The 20,331-nt window shown below is 39.6% G+C and carries 10 protein-coding genes, 3 rRNA genes and 1 pseudogene; 10 read left to right on the forward strand and 4 right to left on the reverse strand.

Annotated elements, in window-relative coordinates; genetic code table 11:
- Positions 1–18: 18 nt before the first annotated feature.
- The 3 genes and pseudogenes from CLO1100_RS08915 to CLO1100_RS08925 form a co-directional block, all read left to right on the forward strand.
- A complete protein-coding gene (locus tag CLO1100_RS08915; protein WP_014313433.1) occupies positions 19–2,355 on the forward strand; it encodes a glycoside hydrolase family 9 protein in 2,337 nt (778 codons plus the stop codon).
- Between the two features lie 128 nt (positions 2,356–2,483).
- On the forward strand, positions 2,484–4,421 hold the full coding sequence (locus tag CLO1100_RS08920) for a glycoside hydrolase family 9 protein (RefSeq protein ID WP_014313434.1): 1,938 nt from the start codon (positions 2,484–2,486) through the stop codon (positions 4,419–4,421).
- Positions 4,422–4,516: 95 nt separating this feature from the next.
- Positions 4,517–6,226 (forward strand): annotated as a pseudogene (locus tag CLO1100_RS08925) (glycoside hydrolase family 9 protein); the annotation flags it as partial.
- A gap of 91 nt (positions 6,227–6,317) precedes the next feature.
- Here the strand turns inward: CLO1100_RS08925 and CLO1100_RS08930 are convergent.
- A complete protein-coding gene (locus tag CLO1100_RS08930) occupies positions 6,318–6,524 on the reverse strand; it encodes a DUF1657 domain-containing protein (RefSeq protein ID WP_014313436.1) in 207 nt (68 codons plus the stop codon).
- A 145-nt stretch (positions 6,525–6,669) separates the two neighbouring features.
- Between CLO1100_RS08930 and CLO1100_RS08935 the strand changes: the two genes are divergently transcribed.
- From CLO1100_RS08935 to CLO1100_RS08950, 3 genes are all read left to right on the forward strand, one after another.
- Positions 6,670–7,914, forward strand: coding sequence for a hypothetical protein (locus tag CLO1100_RS08935; protein WP_014313437.1), 1,245 nt, complete (start codon positions 6,670–6,672; stop codon positions 7,912–7,914).
- Positions 7,915–8,432: 518 nt separating this feature from the next.
- Positions 8,433–9,290, forward strand: a complete 858-nt coding sequence (locus tag CLO1100_RS08945) for a YitT family protein (protein ID WP_014313439.1) — start codon at positions 8,433–8,435, stop codon at positions 9,288–9,290.
- Positions 9,291–9,390: 100 nt separating this feature from the next.
- The gene (locus CLO1100_RS08950; RefSeq protein WP_014313440.1) at positions 9,391–10,377 is read left to right on the forward strand and encodes a CBASS cGAMP-activated phospholipase; all 987 of its coding nucleotides are present in this window, start codon (positions 9,391–9,393) and stop codon (positions 10,375–10,377) included.
- 73 nt (positions 10,378–10,450) lie between these two features.
- On the opposite strand, the gene CLO1100_RS21025 is transcribed toward CLO1100_RS08950, so the two are convergent.
- A complete protein-coding gene (locus CLO1100_RS21025) occupies positions 10,451–10,618 on the reverse strand; it encodes a hypothetical protein (RefSeq protein WP_242836709.1) in 168 nt (55 codons plus the stop codon).
- Positions 10,619–10,674: 56 nt separating this feature from the next.
- Positions 10,675–11,019, reverse strand: coding sequence for a copper amine oxidase N-terminal domain-containing protein (locus CLO1100_RS21030; protein ID WP_041700196.1), 345 nt, complete (start codon positions 11,017–11,019; stop codon positions 10,675–10,677).
- A 689-nt stretch (positions 11,020–11,708) separates the two neighbouring features.
- Here CLO1100_RS21030 and CLO1100_RS08960 point away from each other — a divergent pair.
- The 4 genes from CLO1100_RS08960 to CLO1100_RS08975 all read left to right on the forward strand — a co-directional run bounded on the left by CLO1100_RS08960 (position 11,709) and on the right by CLO1100_RS08975 (position 18,491).
- Positions 11,709–13,361, forward strand: a 16S ribosomal RNA gene (locus CLO1100_RS08960).
- A gap of 670 nt (positions 13,362–14,031) precedes the next feature.
- Positions 14,032–17,084: ribosomal RNA gene (locus CLO1100_RS08965) — 23S ribosomal RNA — on the forward strand.
- A 175-nt stretch (positions 17,085–17,259) separates the two neighbouring features.
- Positions 17,260–17,376, forward strand: a 5S ribosomal RNA gene (rrf, locus tag CLO1100_RS08970).
- Together the 16S, 23S and 5S rRNA genes form the textbook arrangement of a ribosomal RNA operon.
- A gap of 422 nt (positions 17,377–17,798) precedes the next feature.
- Positions 17,799–18,491, forward strand: a complete 693-nt coding sequence (locus tag CLO1100_RS08975; protein WP_014313441.1) for a single-stranded DNA-binding protein — start codon at positions 17,799–17,801, stop codon at positions 18,489–18,491.
- 76 nt (positions 18,492–18,567) lie between these two features.
- Here CLO1100_RS08975 and CLO1100_RS08980 read toward each other — a convergent pair whose 3' ends face one another.
- Entirely contained in the window at positions 18,568–20,322 is a 1,755-nt protein-coding gene (locus tag CLO1100_RS08980; protein ID WP_014313442.1) for an NAD(P)/FAD-dependent oxidoreductase, read from the reverse strand.
- Between the last annotated feature and the right edge of the window lie 9 nt (positions 20,323–20,331).

A 20,331-nucleotide genomic window follows, 5' to 3' on the forward strand; every position in this document is an offset into this window, starting at 1 on the left:
AAGAAAGGAAGATATAATATGAAAAAAGGATCGATTTTAAAGGTAACAAGAGCTTCCATAATGAGCATTGTTATCCTTGCAATGCTTGTAACTTCATTCACCGTTATGAATGTAAGTGCAGCAGGTACAGACTACAACTATGCAAAATTATTACAGTACTCACAATATTTCTATGATGCAAATATGTGTGGTACAGAAGTTAGTGAAAAAAACCAATACACTTGGAGAAATGACTGCCATATTTATGATGCAAAACTACCACTAGATTCAAAAAATACAAATATGACAGACAGCTTTATCAGTCAAAATAAGAGTGTGCTTGACCCTGACGGAGACGGAAAGGTGGATGTTTCCGGCGGTTTTCATGATGCAGGTGACCACGTAAAATTCGGAATGCCTGAAGCATACTCAGGTTCAACCCTCGGATGGGGATTTTATGAATTCAGGAATCAATATGTTACAACCGGACAAGACAGTCATATAAAAACATTATTAAGATATTTCAATGATTACTTTATGAAAAGTACTTTCCTTGATTCAACCGGTAAGGCTATAGCATTCTGCTACCAGGTTGGAGACGGAGATGTAGACCATGCATACTGGCAAGCACCTGAAGTTGATGAAATGTTCAGAAGAGGCTGGTTTGCAACTGATGCAATGCCTTCAACCGATTGCGTGTCAGCAGCAGCTGCTTCACTTGCAGTCAATTACATGAATTTTAAGGATGAAGACCCTGCATATGCAGAAAAATCCCTTAAATATGCAAAAGCCTTATTCCAATTTGCAGAAAGATGTCCTAGTAAATCAGTAAACACAGATGGACCAAAAGGATATTACACATCCTCCAAATGGCAGGATGATTACTGTTGGGCTGCATCATGGCTGTATTTGGCAACAAAGGATGACCATTACCTTGACGAAACACTAAAGAATTTTGATTATTATGCACCTTCATGCTGGACACATTGCTGGAATGACGTTTGGGCAGGTACGGCATGTATTATTGCTGAAATAAATGATTTAATTGATAAAAACGGACAAGTATTGGAAGATAGATATAAAACCGCTACAAATAAGAGTCCGTACGAAGAGATTGATTTTTGGAGTCAGATAGCAAAGACAGTAGATGGTTGGATGACAGGCAAAAATGTTACAATATCACCTGCTGGATACGCTTTCCTGAATCAATGGGGTTCTGCAAGATACAATACAGCTACACAGCTGTTAGCCCTTGTTTATGATAAGAATCATGGCGATACTCCGTCAAAATACAGCCAATGGGCTAAATCACAGATGGATTACCTGTTGGGAAACAATCCGTTAAACCGCTGTTATGTAGTAGGATACAGTGATAATTCCGTAAAATATCCGCACCACAGAGCTGCATCCGGATATGCTACTGCAGAAGGAACCGGTCCTCAAAAATATGTTCTTTACGGTGCATTGGTTGGTGGCCCTGATGCCAGCGATCAACATAAGGATATTACCTCAGACTACGTATACAATGAAGTAACAATAGACTATAATGCTGCCTTTGTTGGAGCCAGTGCGGGTATTTATAGATACTTCGGAAACTCAACAATGCAGGTTACACCTAATTTCCCACCACCGCCACCCGAAGATGATCCCGAAGATCCTTCCGGTTCCGGATACTGGGTGGAAGGTTTCTGTGTGGATGTAGCTCAATCTGACGGACCAAAAGCAACTGAAGTTACCTTATATGTAAAATCCAATGTTTCAAAAACTTCAAAAAATATTTCTGTAAGATACTACTTTGATTCTACAGGAATGACATCACTTGACCCTAACAAAATTGAAATGAGACAGTTGTATGACCAGACGGCTGCAGAAACAGATTATGCAGCTGAAATTTCAGGGCCACACCTCTATAAAGATAAAATTTATTATATAGAAGTAAAATGGCCTGATTATGTAATTGCAAATTCAAACAAGAAATATCAGTTTGCTATAGGTACATATGCTTGGCAAAATTACTGGAATCCGACTGATGACTGGAGTCATCAGGGCTTAAAGGTTGTTGAAGATAGCTGGAAAGGGACACCTGAAAAGGCAGATAATATCTGCGTTTACGATAATGGTGTTCTTGTGGGAGGTACTGAGCCTGATGGAACTACACCGGGTGGAAATACTCCTGACCCAACAATTAAACCGGGTGACCTAAATAGTGATAAAGCAATAGATGCTTTGGATTTGACATTGCTAAAAATGCACTTGTTGGGAATCAAAGTTCTTGCAGGAGATGCGCTGAAAGCGGCAGATATAGATGCCAGCGGTACAGTTGATGCTATTGATTATGTTCAACTGAAAAAGATTATATTGACACAGGCAGTATAACAACAAATGCAAAGGGAGTTTAACTACTTAAAAGTAGCTTGGAAGCTCCCTTTGCTTTTACTTAATTTAAGGCTGTTTTACTTTCAAGTGGAAACAACAGTAATAAAATAATTTAGGAGGTAAATTTGATGAATTTAATAAGTTCTGAAAAAAAGCGTAAAATAAAAGCAGGGATTGCATGCTTTACCATAAGCGGAATTCTCGCAACATCCGGGGGCATCATTCCTGGAATTTTAAATCAAAATGTGTATGCGGCAAGTACGTCTCCCGGAGATTATCAGCAGGATTCCCGCATACGTCTCAACTCTATCGGGTATCTTCCCGAAGCCGAGAAAAAAGCAACAATCGCAGCTTCATCCGGTGATTTTATTGTAGTAAATTCAAGCGGAACAGCTGTTTTAACGGGTAAAACTACTACAGTTTATGACTCTGATACCAATGAGCAGGTTAGTATTGCTGATTTTTCACAGGTAAAGACGGAAGGAAGCTACACCTTGCTTGTACCGGGAATAGGAAAGAGTGTAACCTTTAAAATCGATCCGAATATTTACTTAAATCCATTTAAAACAACAATGCTTGGAATGTATCTGTGGCGCTGCGGAACGTCAGTTTCCGCAACATATAACGGCAAGGTATTCTCTCATGAGGCTTGTCATACCAAAGACGCATATACTGACTATATTAATGGACAGCATAACATAAAAGATGGCGGAAAAGGCTGGCACGATGCCGGGGATTACAATAAATATGTTGTTAATGCCGGTATTACACTAGGTTCCATGTTTTTCGCATGGGAGCAGTTTAAAGACCAGATAAAAGACATTTCATTAACAATGCCTGAGAGTAATAACTCAATGCCGGATTATTTAGATGAACTAAAATATGAAACGGATTGGCTTTTAACCATGCAATATCCCGATGGAAGCGGGAAAGTAAGCCATAAGCTTTCTACAAAAGACTTTGGTGGGTTTGTGCTACCTGAAAGAGAAACTGCCGACAGGTTTTTCACTTCATGGGGAAGTTCTGCAACAGCAGATTTTGTTGCTATGATGGCAATGGCCTCAAGAGCATTCAGGCCGTATGATGCGGCATATGCCGACAAATGCATTGCTGCCGCAAAAGTCAGTTATACATTTCTAAAAGCAAATCCTGGAAATACAAAACCTGACCAGAGTGCTTTTACCACAGGTGCTTATGATACCACAGATACGGATGACAGACTTTGGGCGGCTGCGGAAATGTGGGAAACTACTGGAGACAGCAGCTACCTGGCAGATTTTGAAGCAAGCGCAAATACCTTTACTAAGAAAATTGACGTTGATTTCGATTGGGGAAATGTAAATAATCTTGGAATGTTTACATACCTGTTATCTGAAAAGAGCGGAAAAAACACAACACTCTATAATACAATTAAGAATGCATTGATTTCAGTAGCAGACAGTATCGTTGCTACTGCTGACGGACACGGCTATGGAAGGCCATTGGGAGCTACCTATTACTGGGGCTGCAATGGTACCGTGGCACGTCAAACCATGATTCTAAATATTGCAAATAAATTATCACCAAAGTCTGAGTATGTTAATACATCTCTTGATGCATTGAACTTCCTGTTCGGCAGAAACTATTATGATCGTTCCTTTGTTACAGGGCTGGGACTAAACCCTCCGATGTACCCACATGACAGACGTTCAGGCGGTGATTCCTTGACTGATCCCTGGCCCGGATATTTGGTCGGAGGAGGTTGGCCGGGAGCCAAAGATTGGAAGGATAATCAGGAGAGTTATCAGACCAATGAGATTGCAATAAATTGGAATGGTGCATTGATTTATGCTCTGGCTGCTTCTCTTGACATATCTGATACTCCTGATGCACTATTAGGAGATATAAATATGGATGCAAAAGTGGATGCTATTGATTATGCTTTGCTGAAACAGTATATATTGGGTTTGAGTAATTTGTCCGTAGATGCATTGAGATCTGCTGACGTAAACCATGATAATACAGTAGACGCATTAGATTTATCAATTTTAAAACAGTATTTGTTAGGCAAGATTACAAGCTTATAATTCGGTTGGTTTTTGATAATAATGCAATCGGGAGTGAATAAACAGCTCCTGATTGCAGCTTATAATTATCTGAAAAATGTCGGAGGTAGGCTATTATGGCACGATTAAAAATAAAAAGTATTATTTTGTCATGTATTATGATTATTACAGGAGTGTATTCTTCAGAGTTTTCAGAATTGGATGCAAAAGCAGAGAACATTAATCTTGATAATTATCAGATTGACTCTCGGGTTCGTCTAAACTCAATAGGCTTTATACCTAATCAGGAGAAAAAAGCCACAATAGCAGCGGAGTGCAGCCGTTTTTATATTTTAAGACAGAACGGTCAGGTGGTCTTTACGGGAAGTCCCACATCAGTTTATAATACAGACACTGATGAGCAGGTAAAAATTGCAGACTTTTCTGCTGTAACCAGTGAAGGAAGTTATGTTCTGGTAGCTGAAGGAGTTGGTAAAAGCACAACATTCAAGATAGATAAGAATATCTATATAGAGCCTTTTAAAACAGCAATGTTGGGTATGTACTTGTGGCGCTGCGGAACAGCGGTTTCTGCCACCTACAACGGTGATGTATTTTCCCATCAGGCATGTCACACAAATGATGCGTATACAGATTACATAAACAATCAACATACTATCAAGGATGGTACAAAGGGCTGGCATGATGCCGGAGATTATAATAAATACGTTGTAAATGCCGGTATTAGTGTAGGTTCAATGCTGTTTGCATGGGAGCAATTTAAAGACCAGATTAAAGATATTACCTTAACCATGCCTGAAAATAATGATGGAATTCCAGACTATCTTGACGAAATAAAGTTTGAAACTGACTGGCTTTTGACCATGCAATATCCCGATGGCAGCGGAAGAGTCAGCCATAAGTTATCAACGCTGGATTTTGGCCCTTTTCAGCCCCCCGAAAATGAGACAACGGAAAGATATTTCACTCCTTGGAGCAGTGCGGCTACAGCAGATTTTGCTGCAGTAATGGCCATGGCATCAAGAGCATTCAGGCCATATGATTCTGCTTATGCTGACAGGTGTATAGAGGCAGCCAAGATAAGCTATGACTTTTTGAAAGCAAACCCTCAAAATGTAAGACCTGATCAGAGTGCTTTTTTAACAGGAGCATATGATTTACCTGATTTTGACGACACTGACGACAGACTATGGGCAGCCGCAGAAATGTGGGAGACTCTTGGGGATAGCTGTTATCTTTCAGATTTTGAGTCGAGAGTTTCAAACTTTAATAATATAGTTGAAATTGATATGTTCGAGTGGATGCAGGTAAATAACCTTGGAGTCTTCACTTATTTGCTTTCAAACAGATGCGGTAGAAGTCAGGAGGTTTATAACACAGTTAAAAATGCGCTTATTTCCGCAGCTGAAACCTTAGTAGCAAACAGAGAAAATCATGGCTACGGACGGCCAATGGGAACTCTGTATTATTGGGGTTGTAACGGCACTGTTGCACGGCAGACAATGATTCTCAATGTTGCAAACAAGCTGTCACCCAAAGAATCTTATTTAAATACTACTTTAGATGCACTTGGCTTCCTGTTTGGAAGAAATTATTTCAATTGCTCATTTGTAACAGGTATTGGAATTAACCCGCCAATGCATCCTCATGATTCACGTTCTGCCAGCGATTCCATAACTAATCCGTGGCCGGGATATCTGGTTGGCGGAGGGTGGCCCAGTGCAAAAGATTGGGTAGATGAAGAAGAAAGCTATATGACAAACGAAGTTGCTATTAACTGGAATAGTGCATTGATATATGCTTTAGCTGCTTCGTTAAGCATAAGTCATCAATGCGGATGCCGTTAATTAACTTATGAATAGAAAACTCCTTTTTACAGTTGATAATTCAGCTATAAAAAGGAGTTTTTTGCTTAAATTACTGCTGTTGGTTTAATTCATTACCCTGGCTTATATAATTCAATCTGCTATTTAAATATTGAAGATGCTTTTCAAGGTCGCTGCTCATTTCATCATACATCTGTTTTGCAGATTGATCTTGAGTAGACTGACCCATTACCTTATAAGTTCCTTTTGCTGCTTCACAAGCGGCAACTGCTTTTTGTAAGTCACTTTGTACAGTCATTATTATCACCTCGCCTTCGACAAATAATATTTTAACCATGAATCAATTTAGAATTCAAAAATTAAGTAAACAAATAATGGATATATGGAATTAAAAATAATTTCTTAGGAATTATATAAATGTATGAAATTCCAAAGGAGTTATTATGATTGGAAAAAATTCCAGACGCCAGGTAGCATATATTAGTGTTCTTGGTACAACGCAGCTTCATTTAAGAAATCCATATGTTATAGCCTGGTGGTCAGCGGCATTTCCGGGTATGGGCCATTTACTGCTTTCAAAATACATTAGAGGGTTCCTTTTGTTTATATTTGAGATTACGGTAAACCTAAAAGCTAATATCAATACAGCTATACTTTACTCGTTTACAGGAAGGTTTGAGTCGGCAAAGATTATTTTGGATAAGAGATGGTTAATTCTATACTGTTCATTATATATATTTGCAGTGTGGGACAGTTACCGGACGACAGTTGACATCAATAACAATTATATTCTTGCGGAAAGAGAAGATTCTCAAATTAGTAGCTTCAAACTCAGCAGCTTGGAATTCAATTATCTGGATAAAAGGTCACCGATAGTTTCGGCAATCTGGTCCCTGCTTATGCCCGGCACGGGTCAGCTTTATATTCACCGTATTGTTATGGCAGCATTTTTAATCACATGGTGGATAGCCATTATATATTTATCAAATATACTTCCGGCTATACATTATACATTTATGGGGGATTTTGTAAAGGTAAAGCCGGCAGTTGACCCTCATTGGGTTTTAAATATTTCATCAATATACATGTTTGCCATGTATGACGCATATACAAACACTGTGGAGAATAATAAACTGTTTGATTGGGAGCAATCAAAGTTTATACAAAGAGAATATCAGAGTAACAATTTTAATATGCCAAGTAAAAAAAAGTGTTTCAGGGGTGACATAATGCACATTATTGCTACATTTGAACATTCTATATATCTGGAAAAAGCTATTACGGAAATTGAAATGAATGGTGTTCCAAAAGAAGACATACTTGCAGTGCCAATGGATAAACGGAACGAAAAGAGAAAGGTGTTTGATTCTATACATGGGTCAGACGGACTTAGTTTGATTGACCTGGGTGCCATACTGGGCACTATATTTATGCTCATGGGTACAATTTATGGTTTTTTACTCAAATGGGGTCCAATAATTTGGGGGTTGATAGGGTTGGTAGCAGGTTTTATTATAGGCCTTATAATTAAGCTGATTATCACTAAAAAGTATACAGATAGACCTGAAAGTAAAAAATCTACAGAGGTTGTTCTAATAATCAAGTGCGGGGAAGACAAGTCCAACATGGTGAAAAACGTATTCTGGAATAACAATGCTCTTGGCATAAGTAATATTAAATTTGAATAATATTAAGAGTAAAATGTTAAGAATTCAAAATTAATTTAAAAATTATATAGTATAATTATGATATAATAAATAAAGGTTCAAAATATAGAAAATAAATAAGAAACAAATGAAAGGATAATTATTTGGTGAAAAAGGGAACCGAGAGAACTGCTTTAATTATACTAATTATAAGTTTCATATTACAAATAATTCCTAACGTTATTTATATTAATAAAAAGTTTCCTCTCCATTCTCATAATCAGTTATTACCTAAAAACCTTTATATTTCTAATCACGTAATTAATAAAAGAAATGAAAATTATTCAAATCTCAAAAATTTACTTAGGGTCAGTACCTTAGATAATAATATTATTTTGTTTACTGCCTATTCGATGACAAAACCCTTACAAAATGACAAACCATTTGACCATAGAAAAAGTATAAGACAAACAATTCCTAATTTTTTTCACGGGAGTAACAATAAGCATCCTTATATGTAGAGTTAACATAATATAAAAATCAACTATAGGGGTGGGTCAATGACAAGAAAAAATCATATTAAAAGAGAAATAGTAAGATATATATTTCTATTTATCGGCTCAGTTTTAGCGGCTACAGGATTGGAAATATTCCTAATACCAAATAACATCATTGACGGTGGGATTGTAGGTATATCAATAATTACAAGTTATCTAACAAAGCTGCCGGTAAGTATATTTATAATTGTATTTAATATTCCATTTCTGTTTCTGGGATATAAACAGATAGGAAAAACTTTTGTTCTTTCATCATTATTCTCAGTTGTATCTTTTTCTTTTTGGGTGTCAGTATTCCATCCTGTACCCGAACTTACAAGTGACATCTTACTTGCTTCGGTTTTCGGAGGTATAGTTCTAGGAATCGGAGTAGGTATAATAATACGATATGGTGGTTCACTTGACGGTACAGAAATGGTGGCAATAATCATTAATAAACGTACATCCTTCTCAGTAGGTGAAATGGTTATGTTTTTTAATGTGTTTATTTTAAGCAGTGCCGGTCTTGTATTTGGTTGGAACCATGCAATGTATTCTCTTATTGCCTACTTCATTGCTTATAAAGTCATAGATATTATAATAGAAGGGCTTGATGAAACAAAAGCAGCGATTATTATATCCGAAAGCGGTGAAGAAATTGCTAAAGCAATTACGGCTCGGCTTGGAAGAGGAGTTACATTTCTTGATGGAAAAGGTGGCTTTTCAAAAAATGAAAAAACAATACTGTACTCGGTTGTAACAAGGTTGGAGGTTTCAAAGCTTAAATCAATTATATATGATAAAGATGAAAATGCTTTTGTTACTATAAACGATGTGTCGGAAGTAATGGGAGGAAAGCACAAGAAACGGGCAATTCATTAAAAATAACAAGTATCGACTGAAAAGTAATATAATGGTAAAATAACTATATTATAAACTTGACTTCAAGGAAATTAATAACAAATAAAGGGGTTGTTTTACCATGAAAACCATTAAAGTGCTTTCAATCGATGGGGGCGGCATAAGGGGAATTATACCTGCCATGATTCTTGCCAAGGTTGAGGAAATGACATCTAAGCCAATTTGCGAGTTATTTGACTTAATTGCAGGAACCTCAACTGGGGGAATACTGTCACTCATGCTAACTGTGCCGTCAAAGGAGAATAACGGTAAGCCTGCTTACACAGCCAATGACCTTATCAAGCTATATACTGAAAATGGCAAGAAAATATTCTCTAGTAGTATTTATCATAAAATTATTTCTATGGATGGTATATCAGAAGAAAAATACCCTGCTACTGGAATAGAGTCTGTTTTAAAGGAGTACTTTGGTGATGTAAAGCTTTCAGCAGCCTTGACAGATATAATTGTTCCGGCATATGAACTGAGTCTGAGAGAGCCGTATTTCTTTAAAAGTGTACATGCAAAGGATGTAAGCAAGGTAAATAAGGATTTTTACATGTGGCAGGTAGCAAGAGCTACATCTGCGGCACCTACATACTTTGAGCCATGTAAGCTTGAAATCGGCCAAAAGGACGGTGCAGATTATTATACTTTGATTGACGGCGGTGTATTTGCCAACAATCCAGGCATGTGTGCCTATGCAGAGTCTAGAGTACTTTATACGGATACACCGGATATACTAATGCTTTCACTTGGAACCGGGGAACTTAACCGCTGTATTCCATACGATGAAGCAAAGGACTGGGGCCTTATGAAATGGGCAAAGCCAATTCTGAGTACAGTATTTAGCGGGGTAAGTGAAACGGTTGATTTCCAACTCAGTCAGATATTAACTGATAATCGGTACTACAGGATGCAGGCCAGTCTTGCACAGCTTGGGAGTGATGCGATGGATGATGCCAGTGATGAAAACATACATGAACTAAAACTCCTTAGTCTAAGCTTAATTGATGAGTGGCTCCAAAATGGAAAGTTGGAAAAACTGTGTAAACAGCTTACTGAATAATAATTAAAAAAGTACGGATCACTCGTTCAAAGAGCTTCCGTACTTTTTTAATGGTTTATCTTTTTTAAACGGTTTAACTACCTAACGGTTCTTCGGAATACTCTGTAATCCCATCAAGGTCTATTGGCTCAGTTTCGTTGGGTTCACCGATTATCTTAATTTCGTCAGTATTAAAAGTATTTGTAAAGCCTCTTTCCTTATCAATAAATTTTTCAACAATTGTAGATGCATCCTGTGACACACTCTGATAAAATAACCAGTCATAATAAACCTTTCCAAAGGTCTTGGACAGCCAATCTAAAGAGTAACAACATTTTTAGCCAGTGACGGCGCTATATCAAGAGACTTGGGTTTACCGTTTACATATGCCGTTTTACTGCTTACAGAAACAGAAATATTAGACTTATCATTTTTAACAGTAGCCTTTTTTAATTTATTATCCCAAGAGTATTTTAGTCCGAGAGCCTCAGAAACATTTTTTAAGGGAACTATAATGTTACCGTTTTTAGATATAGGCTGAACAGGTAAAGTAAGTAAATTTTCATAAACATAGACCTTAATAGACGGGGCAGCAATAACATTCAAATTAAGTACAAAAGTAAGTGTAAAAAAAACAACAACAAAAGTTATAAACTTCTTCATATAATTTCTCCGTTTCAATAGCTATGAACTGTCTGATATACAAATTATAGAATAATTACCTGCCTATTACAAATTATGGCAAGCGTATATATTCTAAATAAAATCGGAGAAGGAGCATTTTGGTGTGACAAATAGTATCTTAATGAATAATATAGAATATAGCTGGTAAATCAAATTCAAGGCTTTTCATGGACAAAGTTGTGTGTTGATAAGGAAGTATGGCGGTGATATACTAACCAAGCTGTCTCGAACGGCGCCACAGTTTAATTCAACAAGGTATTTAAACTTACCGCAAATTGGATTAAAATTGAGTGTTGACACAAAAGTAATGACGTGTTAACATAACTAAGCTGTCTCAGATGGCAACACTTTAACAAGGTTTAAGGCAATAATAAAATTACCAAAAACTTAAAGTTAAAAAAGTGTTGACACAAAGGCAACACCGTGGTAACATGGTTAAGCTGCTTGCAAAGAGCAAACAGCAAAAACCTTACAAAGCAGTCGTAAGAAGGCTTTATGGACTTTGAAAAGTAAACAGTGATAAACATGTAAAGGAACTCGAAAAATTCCGAAATCGTAAAACGATTTCAAAATTGAGTAACTTGCGAACTTTACAACCTGGTTTTTGGAAACAAGAACTAGAAAAAAAGTCAGCAATTTTTAATGAGCTAATTAAATTTTTCAAATATTAATTTGAGAGTTTGATCCTGGCTCAGGACGAACGCTGGCGGCGTGCCTAACACATGCAAGTCGAGCGGAGTTACCTTTAGCACTGAGTATTCTTAATTATTTGATGCTGGCCGACAGCGTCATGCAAAAACAACCTTGATGAATTGTTTAATTAGAGTTTTTGCATCACGAGTTTTATCAAAGTGTCAACACATAATATAGAAGAGAATGTTCAGTGCTGAAGGTAACTTAGCGGCGGACGGGTGAGTAACGCGTGGGCAACCTGCCTGTTACAGGGGGATAACACAGGGAAACTTGTGCTAATACCGCATAATACAGCGAGAAAGCATTTTCTTGTTGTCAAAGGAGCAATCCGGTAACAGATGGGCCCGCGTCCAATTAGCTAGTTGGTGATGTAACGGACCACCAAGGCGACGATTGGTAGCCGAACTGAGAGGTTGATCGGCCACATTGGGACTGAGACACGGCCCAGACTCCTACGGGAGGCAGCAGTGGGGAATATTGCACAATGGGGGAAACCCTGATGCAGCAACGCCGCGTGAAGGATGAAGGTTTTCGGATTGTAAACTTCTTTAGTCAGGGACGAAAAAATGACGGTACCTGAAGAATAAGCCACGGCTAACTACGTGCCAGCAGCCGCGGTAATACGTAGGTGGCAAGCGTTGTCCGGAATTACTGGGTGTAAAGGGCGTGTAGGCGGGAATGTAAGTCAGATGTGAAATCCCAGAGCTTAACTCTGGAGCTGCATCTGAAACTATGTTTCTTGAGTGCCGGAGAGGAAAGCGGAATTCCTAGTGTAGCGGTGAAATGCGTAGATATTAGGAGGAACACCAGTGGCGAAGGCGGCTTTCTGGACGGTAACTGACGCTGAGGCGCGAAAGCGTGGGGAGCAAACAGGATTAGATACCCTGGTAGTCCACGCTGTAAACGATGGATACTAGGTGTAGGAGGTATCGACCCCTTCTGTGCCGGAGTTAACACAATAAGTATCCCACCTGGGGAGTACGGCCGCAAGGTTGAAACTCAAAGGAATTGACGGGGGCCCGCACAAGCAGTGGAGTATGTGGTTTAATTCGAAGCAACGCGAAGAACCTTACCAAGGCTTGACATATAGCGGAATACGGCAGAGATGTCGTAGTCCTTCGGGACTGCTATACAGGTGGTGCATGGTTGTCGTCAGCTCGTGTCGTGAGATGTTGGGTTAAGTCCCGCAACGAGCGCAACCCCTGTTGCTAGTTGATAACATTTAGTTGATCACTCTAGCGAGACTGCCGGTGATAAATCGGAGGAAGGTGGGGACGACGTCAAATCATCATGCCCCTTATGTCTTGGGCTACACACGTACTACAATGGCTATAACAGAGGGAAGCTAAGCTGTAAAGTGGAGCAAATCCCCAAAAATAGTCCCAGTTCAGATTGTGGGCTGCAACCCGCCCACATGAAGTCGGAATTGCTAGTAATGGCAGGTCAGCATACTGCCGTGAATACGTTCCCGGGCCTTGTACACACCGCCCGTCACACCATGAGAGTCTGCAACACCCGAAGTCGATAGTCTAACCGCAAGGAGGACGTCGCCGAAGGTGGGGCCGATGATTGGGGTGAAGTCGTAACAAGGTAGCCGTATCGGAAGGTGCGGCTGGATCACCTCCTTTCTAAGGAGACATGATTCATGCAGAACTAGTTTCTAAGATGAATCAAATCTTTAGGTCGAAGATAAATGACAGGAAGGCTTGAGCTAAGCTCGCCGGACTGAAAATCATTATCTTAGAGTTTCTTTACAATCACTGTTTAGTTTTCAAAGCCCATGAAAATGGACTTTGAAAGAAGAAAATACCAGTTGACATAACAATGAAAACTGATATAATAGGAACTCCGCAGTCAGTGTGGAAACACAAACAATTGCGAAGTTTGTACCTTGAGAACTGAATAATGTTATTCAAAGAATGCGTTTCAAACTATTAGTTTGAAATACGTTTTAAGAAGATGAGAAGACATAGAAATATATATGAAAGTATGTATTTCCGTAAAAGTAATAAGGGTAACATGTGAAAAGGAGAAATCCTTTGAAACACGTAAAGCAGTTTACGTTGGAAACATGCAACTCTTAGGAAACTAACTCATTGATAGGTTAAGACAATCACTTTAAATCAATTACTATGTAATTGACATTGAGAATCTGATCAATCGAAGATATTCGATAAAAATTGATAGAAGCAAGCAGTACAAGGAAGGCGACCGACGAGAAGCGGAGTTTACGGTGGTAAATGAGCATCGCAGGAGGGAAGCCTGACACAGTAATGCGAAGCTTATAGCAATTTTAGAGGTCAAGCTACTAAGAGCATAGGGTGAATGCCTTGGCACCAGAAGGCGATGAAGGACGTGACAAGCTGCGAAAAGCTACGGAGAGGCGCAAATAGCCATCGACCCGTAGATATCCGAATGGGGAAACCCGGCCGAGTTAAACACTCGGTCATCGTAACATGAATACATAGTGTTACGAAGGCAGACGTTGGGAACTGAAACATCTAAGTACCAACAGGAGTAGAAATCAAAAAGAGATTCCGTAAGTAGTGGCGAGCGAAAGCGGAAGAGCCCAAACCAAAAGATAGCAATATCTTTCGGGGTTGTGGACTAGCATAATGATCCTCAAGACATAGCAGAATGAGCAGCTGGAAAGCTGAGACCATAGAGGGTAAAAGTCCCGTAAGCGAAATGTTAAGAGGCAGGCTAGTATCCAGAGTACCACGAGGCACGTGAAACCTCGTGGGAAGCAGGGTGGACCACCATCCAAGGCTAAATACTAACTGGTGACCGATAGTGAAGCAGTACCGTGAGGGAAAGGTGAAAAGAACCCCGGGAGGGGAGTGAAAGAGAACCTGAAACCCTATGTTTACAAGCAGTTGAAGAGCGTTAAAGCTCGACAGCGTACTTTTTGTAGAACGGTCCGGCGAGTTATTGTATGCAGCAAGGTTAAGTACTTAAAGGTACGGAGCCGAAGGGAAACCGAGTGTTAAAAGCGCGTCAAGTTGCATGCTATAGACCCGAAACCGGGTGACCTACCCATGGACAGGTTGAAGCGGGAGTAAAATCTCGTGGAGGACCGAACCACATGACCGTTGAAAAGGTCTGGGATGAGCTGTGGGTGGCGGAGAAATTCCAATCGAACTCGGAGATAGCTGGTTCTCCCCGAAATAGCTTTAGGGCTAGCCTCAAGGGAAAATCATACGGAGGTAGAGCACTGAATGGGCTAGGGGCCTTACCGGGTTACCGAACCCTATCAAACTCCGAATGCCGTAATGATGTTACTTGGGAGTCAGACTATGAGAGATAAGTCCCATGGTCAAAAGGGAAACAGCCCAGACCATCAGCTAAGGTCCCAAAATCACAGTTAAGTGGAAAAGGATGTGGGCTTGCTAAGACAACTAGGATGTTGGCTTAGAAGCAGCCACTCATTCAAAGAGTGCGTAATAGCTCACTAGTCGAGTGAGCCTGCGCCGAAAATTACCGGGGCTAAACTGTGTACCGAAGCTATGGATCAGCGTACATCCAATAGTATTGCTAAATAAATTAAGAAGCGATGAGGTAATTTCACGAAATGTAACATATCAAAAATGATTCAAAACATTTCGTCAAATTCCCACAGCTAGACTTGTGCCATTAGCAGTAGTATTGGATGTACGAGGGTGGTAGGGGAGCTTACTGTTGTAGGTTGAAGCAAGATCGAAAGGACTTGTGGACGAAGCAGTAGTGAGAATGCCGGAATAAGTAGCGAGAGTAAAGTGAGAATCTTTACCGTCGAAAACCTAAGGTTTCCTGGGGAAGGTTCGTCCGCCCAGGGTAAGTCTGGACCTAAGCTGAGGCCGAAAGGCGTAAGTGATGGACAACAGGTTGAAATTCCTGTACTACCGTTAATCGATATGAGAGAGGTGGGGACGCAGGAGGATAAGTCAAGCGATCAGCTGGAAAAGATCGTGCAAGCGAGGTAGATAGTCCGGTAGGCAAATCCGCCGGATGTTTCGAAGACGTGATGCGGAGGGAAAACAAGTACCGAAGTGACAGATTCCACACTGACGAGAAAAACCACTATCCAGATTAAAGGTACCAGTACCGCAAACCGACACAGGTAGGTGAGGAGAGAATCCTAAGACGAGCGGGAGAAGCGTTGTTAAGGAACTCGGCAAATTGACCCCGTAAGTTAGCGAAAAGGGGTGCCTCAAGAGATTGAGGCCGCAGAGAATAGGCCCAAGCAACTGTTTATCAAAAACACAGGTCTCTGCTAAATCGAAAGATGAAGTATAGGGGCTGACGCCTGCCCGGTGCTGGAAGGTTACGGGAATTGCTTAGCGCAAGCGAAGGCATGAACTTAAGCCCCAGTAAACGGCGGCCGTAACTATAACGGTCCTAAGGTAGCGAAATTCCTTGTCAGGTAAGTTCTGACCCGCACGAATGGCGTAATGACTTGGGCACTGTCTCAACAACGTACCCGGCGAAATTGTAGTACTTGTGAAGATGCAAGTTACCCGCGACTAGACGGAAAGACCCCATGGAGCTTCACTGTAGCTTGATATTGGGTTTCGGTATTTTTTGTACAGGATAGGTGGGAGACTGAGAAGTGGTGGCGCCAGCCATCATGGAGTCGACGTTGGGATACCACTCTAAAAGTACTGGAACTCTAACCTGAGACCATAAGCTGGTCTAGGGACACTGTCAGGTGGGCAGTTTGACTGGGGCGGTCGCCTCCCAAAGAGTAACGGAGGCGTCCAAAGGTTACCTCAGCGCGGTTGGAAATCGCGCAACGAGTGCAAAGGCATAAGGTAGCCTGACTGCGAGAGAGACACCTCGAGCAGGTACGAAAGTAGGGCTTAGTGATCCGGTGGTATGAAAGTGGAATTGCCATCGCTCAACGGATAAAAGCTACCCTGGGGATAACAGGCTTATCTCCCCCAAGAGTCCACATCGACGGGGAGGTTTGGCACCTCGATGTCGGCTCATCGCATCCTGGAGCTGTAGCAGGTTCCAAGGGTTTGGCTGTTCGCCAATTAAAGCGGTACGCGAGCTGGGTTCAGAACGTCGTGAGACAGTTCGGTCCCTATCTGTCGCGGGCGCAGGATATTTGAGAGGATCTGTCCTTAGTACGAGAGGACCGGGATGGACGAACCTCTAGTGCACCAGTTGTCATACCAATGGCACAGCTGGGTAGCCAAGTTCGGCAGGGATAAACGCTGAAGGCATCTAAGCGTGAAACCCACCTCAAGATGAGATATCCCACTAGCAATAGGTAAGACCCCATGTAGACTACATGGTTGATAGGTCAGGAGTGTAAGCATAGTAATGTGTTAAGCTGACTGATACTAATAGGTCGAGGGTTTGACCCAAAGAAAACAGGTATTCAAAAGTAGAAGGTCTTAAAACTAGACAATGAGAGAGCTTCACATCTTCTTAAAGGATAACATTAGTCAGTTCTGAAGGTACAAAAAGTATCTTAAAAAAAGTTAATAAAATTGTCAGAAGCGAGTAGTAATACGAAGCTTATCACAATTTTTAAAATCTTCTGGTGGAAATGACGAGATGGCCACACCCGTTCCCATACCGAACACGGCAGTTAAGCATCTCAGTGCCGATAATACTTGGCTGGAAACGGCCCGGGAAAGTAGGTCTCCGCCAGATTTATATGAAAACCTCAAGCTTATAGCTTGAGGTTTTGTTGTATTTCCAGAATCTTTAAGCTGCAAGAATACCAAACATATATAAATATAGCACTTTATGTAAAATTATGATAAAATTAAACATGTCTTTAAGAATAATATAAAAATATGGAATGTCAAATGAAAGGTATGACTTCCTAATAGAAACTCAACCAAAAAACAAGGGTGATTTTTGTAGAATAAATGATTTCTTTTTGAGTTATTTTGTAATATAATATATGATGATTGTATTATTTTGGCAATAACTTTTAAGCACCTTCATTCTTATGGACAAAATTAAAAAACTAAGAAAAAATATTCTAAATCGTATTCTTTTGGAATACACATTACATTAGATAAATAAAAAAGAGAGACACAACAGCAAAAGAGAGGAGTGGGGGGTAAATGGTCGGGAATGTAATAGAAAATAACGTAGTGACCATTTCAGGAAGAGTAGTTTCAGAGGTTGAATATAGTCATGAGGTATATGGAGAAGGATTTTATTCTTTTCATTTAGATGTACCCAGATTAAGTGAAAGCAGTGATAAAATATCTGTTACATTTTCAGAACGTCTGGTTCCAAAGGAGAAGCTTGTTATTGGCTCACTGTTGGAAATAGAGGGTCAATTCAGATCATATAACAGCTATAAAAGTGAGTCAAATAAACTTGTTCTTACTGTTTTTGCAAGGGAAATCGTTTTTATTGATGAAGATAAAAGAATAAAAAATCCTAATCAGATTTATCTGAACGGTTATATATGTAAGTCACCCATATATAGAATGACCCCTTTTGGAAGGGAAATAACAGATATACTTGTGGCGGTAAACAGACCATATAATAAATCAGACTATATCCCATGCATAGCCTGGGGCAGGAATGCCAGGTATTCTCAGAACCTGTCTATCGGAGACAATATAAAGATATGGGGAAGAATCCAAAGCAGAGAGTATCAAAAAAAGCTAGAGTCAGGAGAAACTTTGACAAAAACAGCTTATGAGGTTTCAGTCTCTAAAATGGAAATATCCGAACCGTCAGACACTAAAGAAAATGATGAAAACAATGAAAATGATGATATTGAAAGTTCAACAGAAGAATAATTTTCTATAAACATAGAGACAAAAACCATCACACAGTGCTTTAGTTTTTAAAACATAGTGTGATGGTTTTTTTAGTTTATGAGCTTCGCCTAACAAGGTATCTCCATAACTTCATCAATGCTGGCATAAGGTAACTGTCAATGCCAAATACCCTTCCTGCACCTCCCAACATAGCTATCTCAGCAGGGATAAGCCACCAGCTAGTCTCATACAAGCCTGTTGAAAGAAGAAAATTTATGTTTAAAGCAATTGCCGCAAGACCTGCTATAAATGTAAATGTTCCTGAAATAAATGCAAGTCCAAGACCCACTTCAGCTAAAACTATCATTATTTGGAATAAAAGAGCATTTGGAATGACTAATCGGTTTGCTATCCATGCATACCACTCCGGTGTATGGGAGGAAACAATTCTGAATATTTTTTCTCCCGATTCCGTAATAGAAGCACTGGAAGCACCATCAACCGGTAAGCCTGCCAACATTGGTGAAGTCAGCCAGCCTTCCTTTATTTTATTGTATCCCTCTATAAGCCAGGTGTAGCCAAGAAACAGTCTTAGGGGTACAAGCCATATTGTAGCGGATCTACGGGTATAGTGGTACTCCAGAAACGATTTTCTATGTCTTTTGTTCATAAATTCATGATTCAGATACTTTATAACAAGTTCAAATCCTCCGATACCAAATAGATAATGGACGTTAACCATGTACTTCATTAGTATTGACATCCATACAGGCAGCTGCTTTCCCATTATTTCACTAACGGCAAAATTGCTCCCTATGGAAACCATGACACCATGCAGTTTAGGTGTTAATTTTACTTTCTCAGTGCCTCTGATATCAGCTAGAATATTAACAGCTGCATTTTTACCCGTTTGCACTGCCGATTCTACAAGAGGAGGAAGAATTTTATCATCATAAGTAAAAGCAGATACATCGCCTATTGCATATACATTTTTAAAAGCCGTTTTAGTGTATTCGTCAACAACAATTCTTGAAGTTCTGTTCTTTTCAGTGTCTATTTCATCAGTCAAAGAAGATGCTTTTATCCCGGCAGTCCAGATAAGTGTACGTGTATTTATTGAGCGTCCGTCTTTCAGTTCAACTTTCTCAGAATCAAGTTTTGTAATTGCACTTTCAAGAAGTACATTAACTCCCAAAGAAGAAGTAAGATAATCCATAGATTTTTTAACATTATTCTCATTTAGTATTGTAAGTATTTTGGGCAGGGCTTCTATTAGATAAAGATTTACCTGATTACGGGAAATACCGTAGTCAATGCAAAGTTTTTTAACCCATCTTCCCAATTCGCCCATCATCTCAACACCTGTAAAGCCCCCTCCGCCGACTATAAAGGTCAAAAGAGATTTTTTTCTGATTTCATCATTTTCCTGAGAAGCAAGTTCAAAGCAATCCAGTATATGCTCTTTTATCCGGATTGAATCTTTAAACGACCAAAGAGGATAGCTGAATTCCTTCATTCCGGGTATACCGTAATAGTTGGGCTCACTTCCAAAAGCTAAAACAAGATAGTCATATTCATAACGATTTTTATTCGATGAAATAATGTTACTTTCCATATCAAATTTAACAATTTCATCTTTTACTATTTTAACATCAGTGTACTGAAATATATCTCTAAGCGGTACAATAACTCCTTCTGACTCTATTCTGTTTCCGGCAGTTTCGTGGAGCTCTGTTAACAGTGTGTGATACGAATTTTTATCTATAATCGTAATCGATAAATCATCTTTCTTATTCTTTTTTCGTTGAAGGTATAAAGCAGTTTCTATTCCTGCATAACCTGCACCTACGATTACTATTTTTCTGGACATGATTATCTC

This window comes from Clostridium sp. BNL1100 (assembly GCF_000244875.1).
Taxonomy (GTDB): domain Bacteria; phylum Bacillota; class Clostridia; order Acetivibrionales; family DSM-1351; genus Ruminiclostridium.

Bases quoted from the DNA above. Each gene is read 5' to 3' on its own strand.
- CLO1100_RS08920 (WP_014313434.1), top strand. From the start codon at position 2,484: ATGAATTTAATAAGTTCTGAAAAAAAGCGTAAAATAAAAGCAGGGATT.
- CLO1100_RS08950 (WP_014313440.1), top strand. From the start codon at position 9,391: ATGAAAACCATTAAAGTGCTTTCAATCGATGGGGGCGGCATAAGGGGA.
- CLO1100_RS08930 (WP_014313436.1), bottom strand. From the start codon at position 6,524: ATGACTGTACAAAGTGACTTACAAAAAGCAGTTGCCGCTTGTGAAGCA.
- CLO1100_RS08935 (WP_014313437.1), top strand. From the start codon at position 6,670: ATGATTGGAAAAAATTCCAGACGCCAGGTAGCATATATTAGTGTTCTT.
- CLO1100_RS08975 (WP_014313441.1), top strand. From the start codon at position 17,799: ATGGTCGGGAATGTAATAGAAAATAACGTAGTGACCATTTCAGGAAGA.
- CLO1100_RS08980 (WP_014313442.1), bottom strand. From the start codon at position 20,322: ATGTCCAGAAAAATAGTAATCGTAGGTGCAGGTTATGCAGGAATAGAA.
- CLO1100_RS08915 (WP_014313433.1), top strand. From the start codon at position 19: ATGAAAAAAGGATCGATTTTAAAGGTAACAAGAGCTTCCATAATGAGC.
- CLO1100_RS21030 (WP_041700196.1), bottom strand. From the start codon at position 11,019: ATGAAGAAGTTTATAACTTTTGTTGTTGTTTTTTTTACACTTACTTTT.
- CLO1100_RS08945 (WP_014313439.1), top strand. From the start codon at position 8,433: ATGACAAGAAAAAATCATATTAAAAGAGAAATAGTAAGATATATATTT.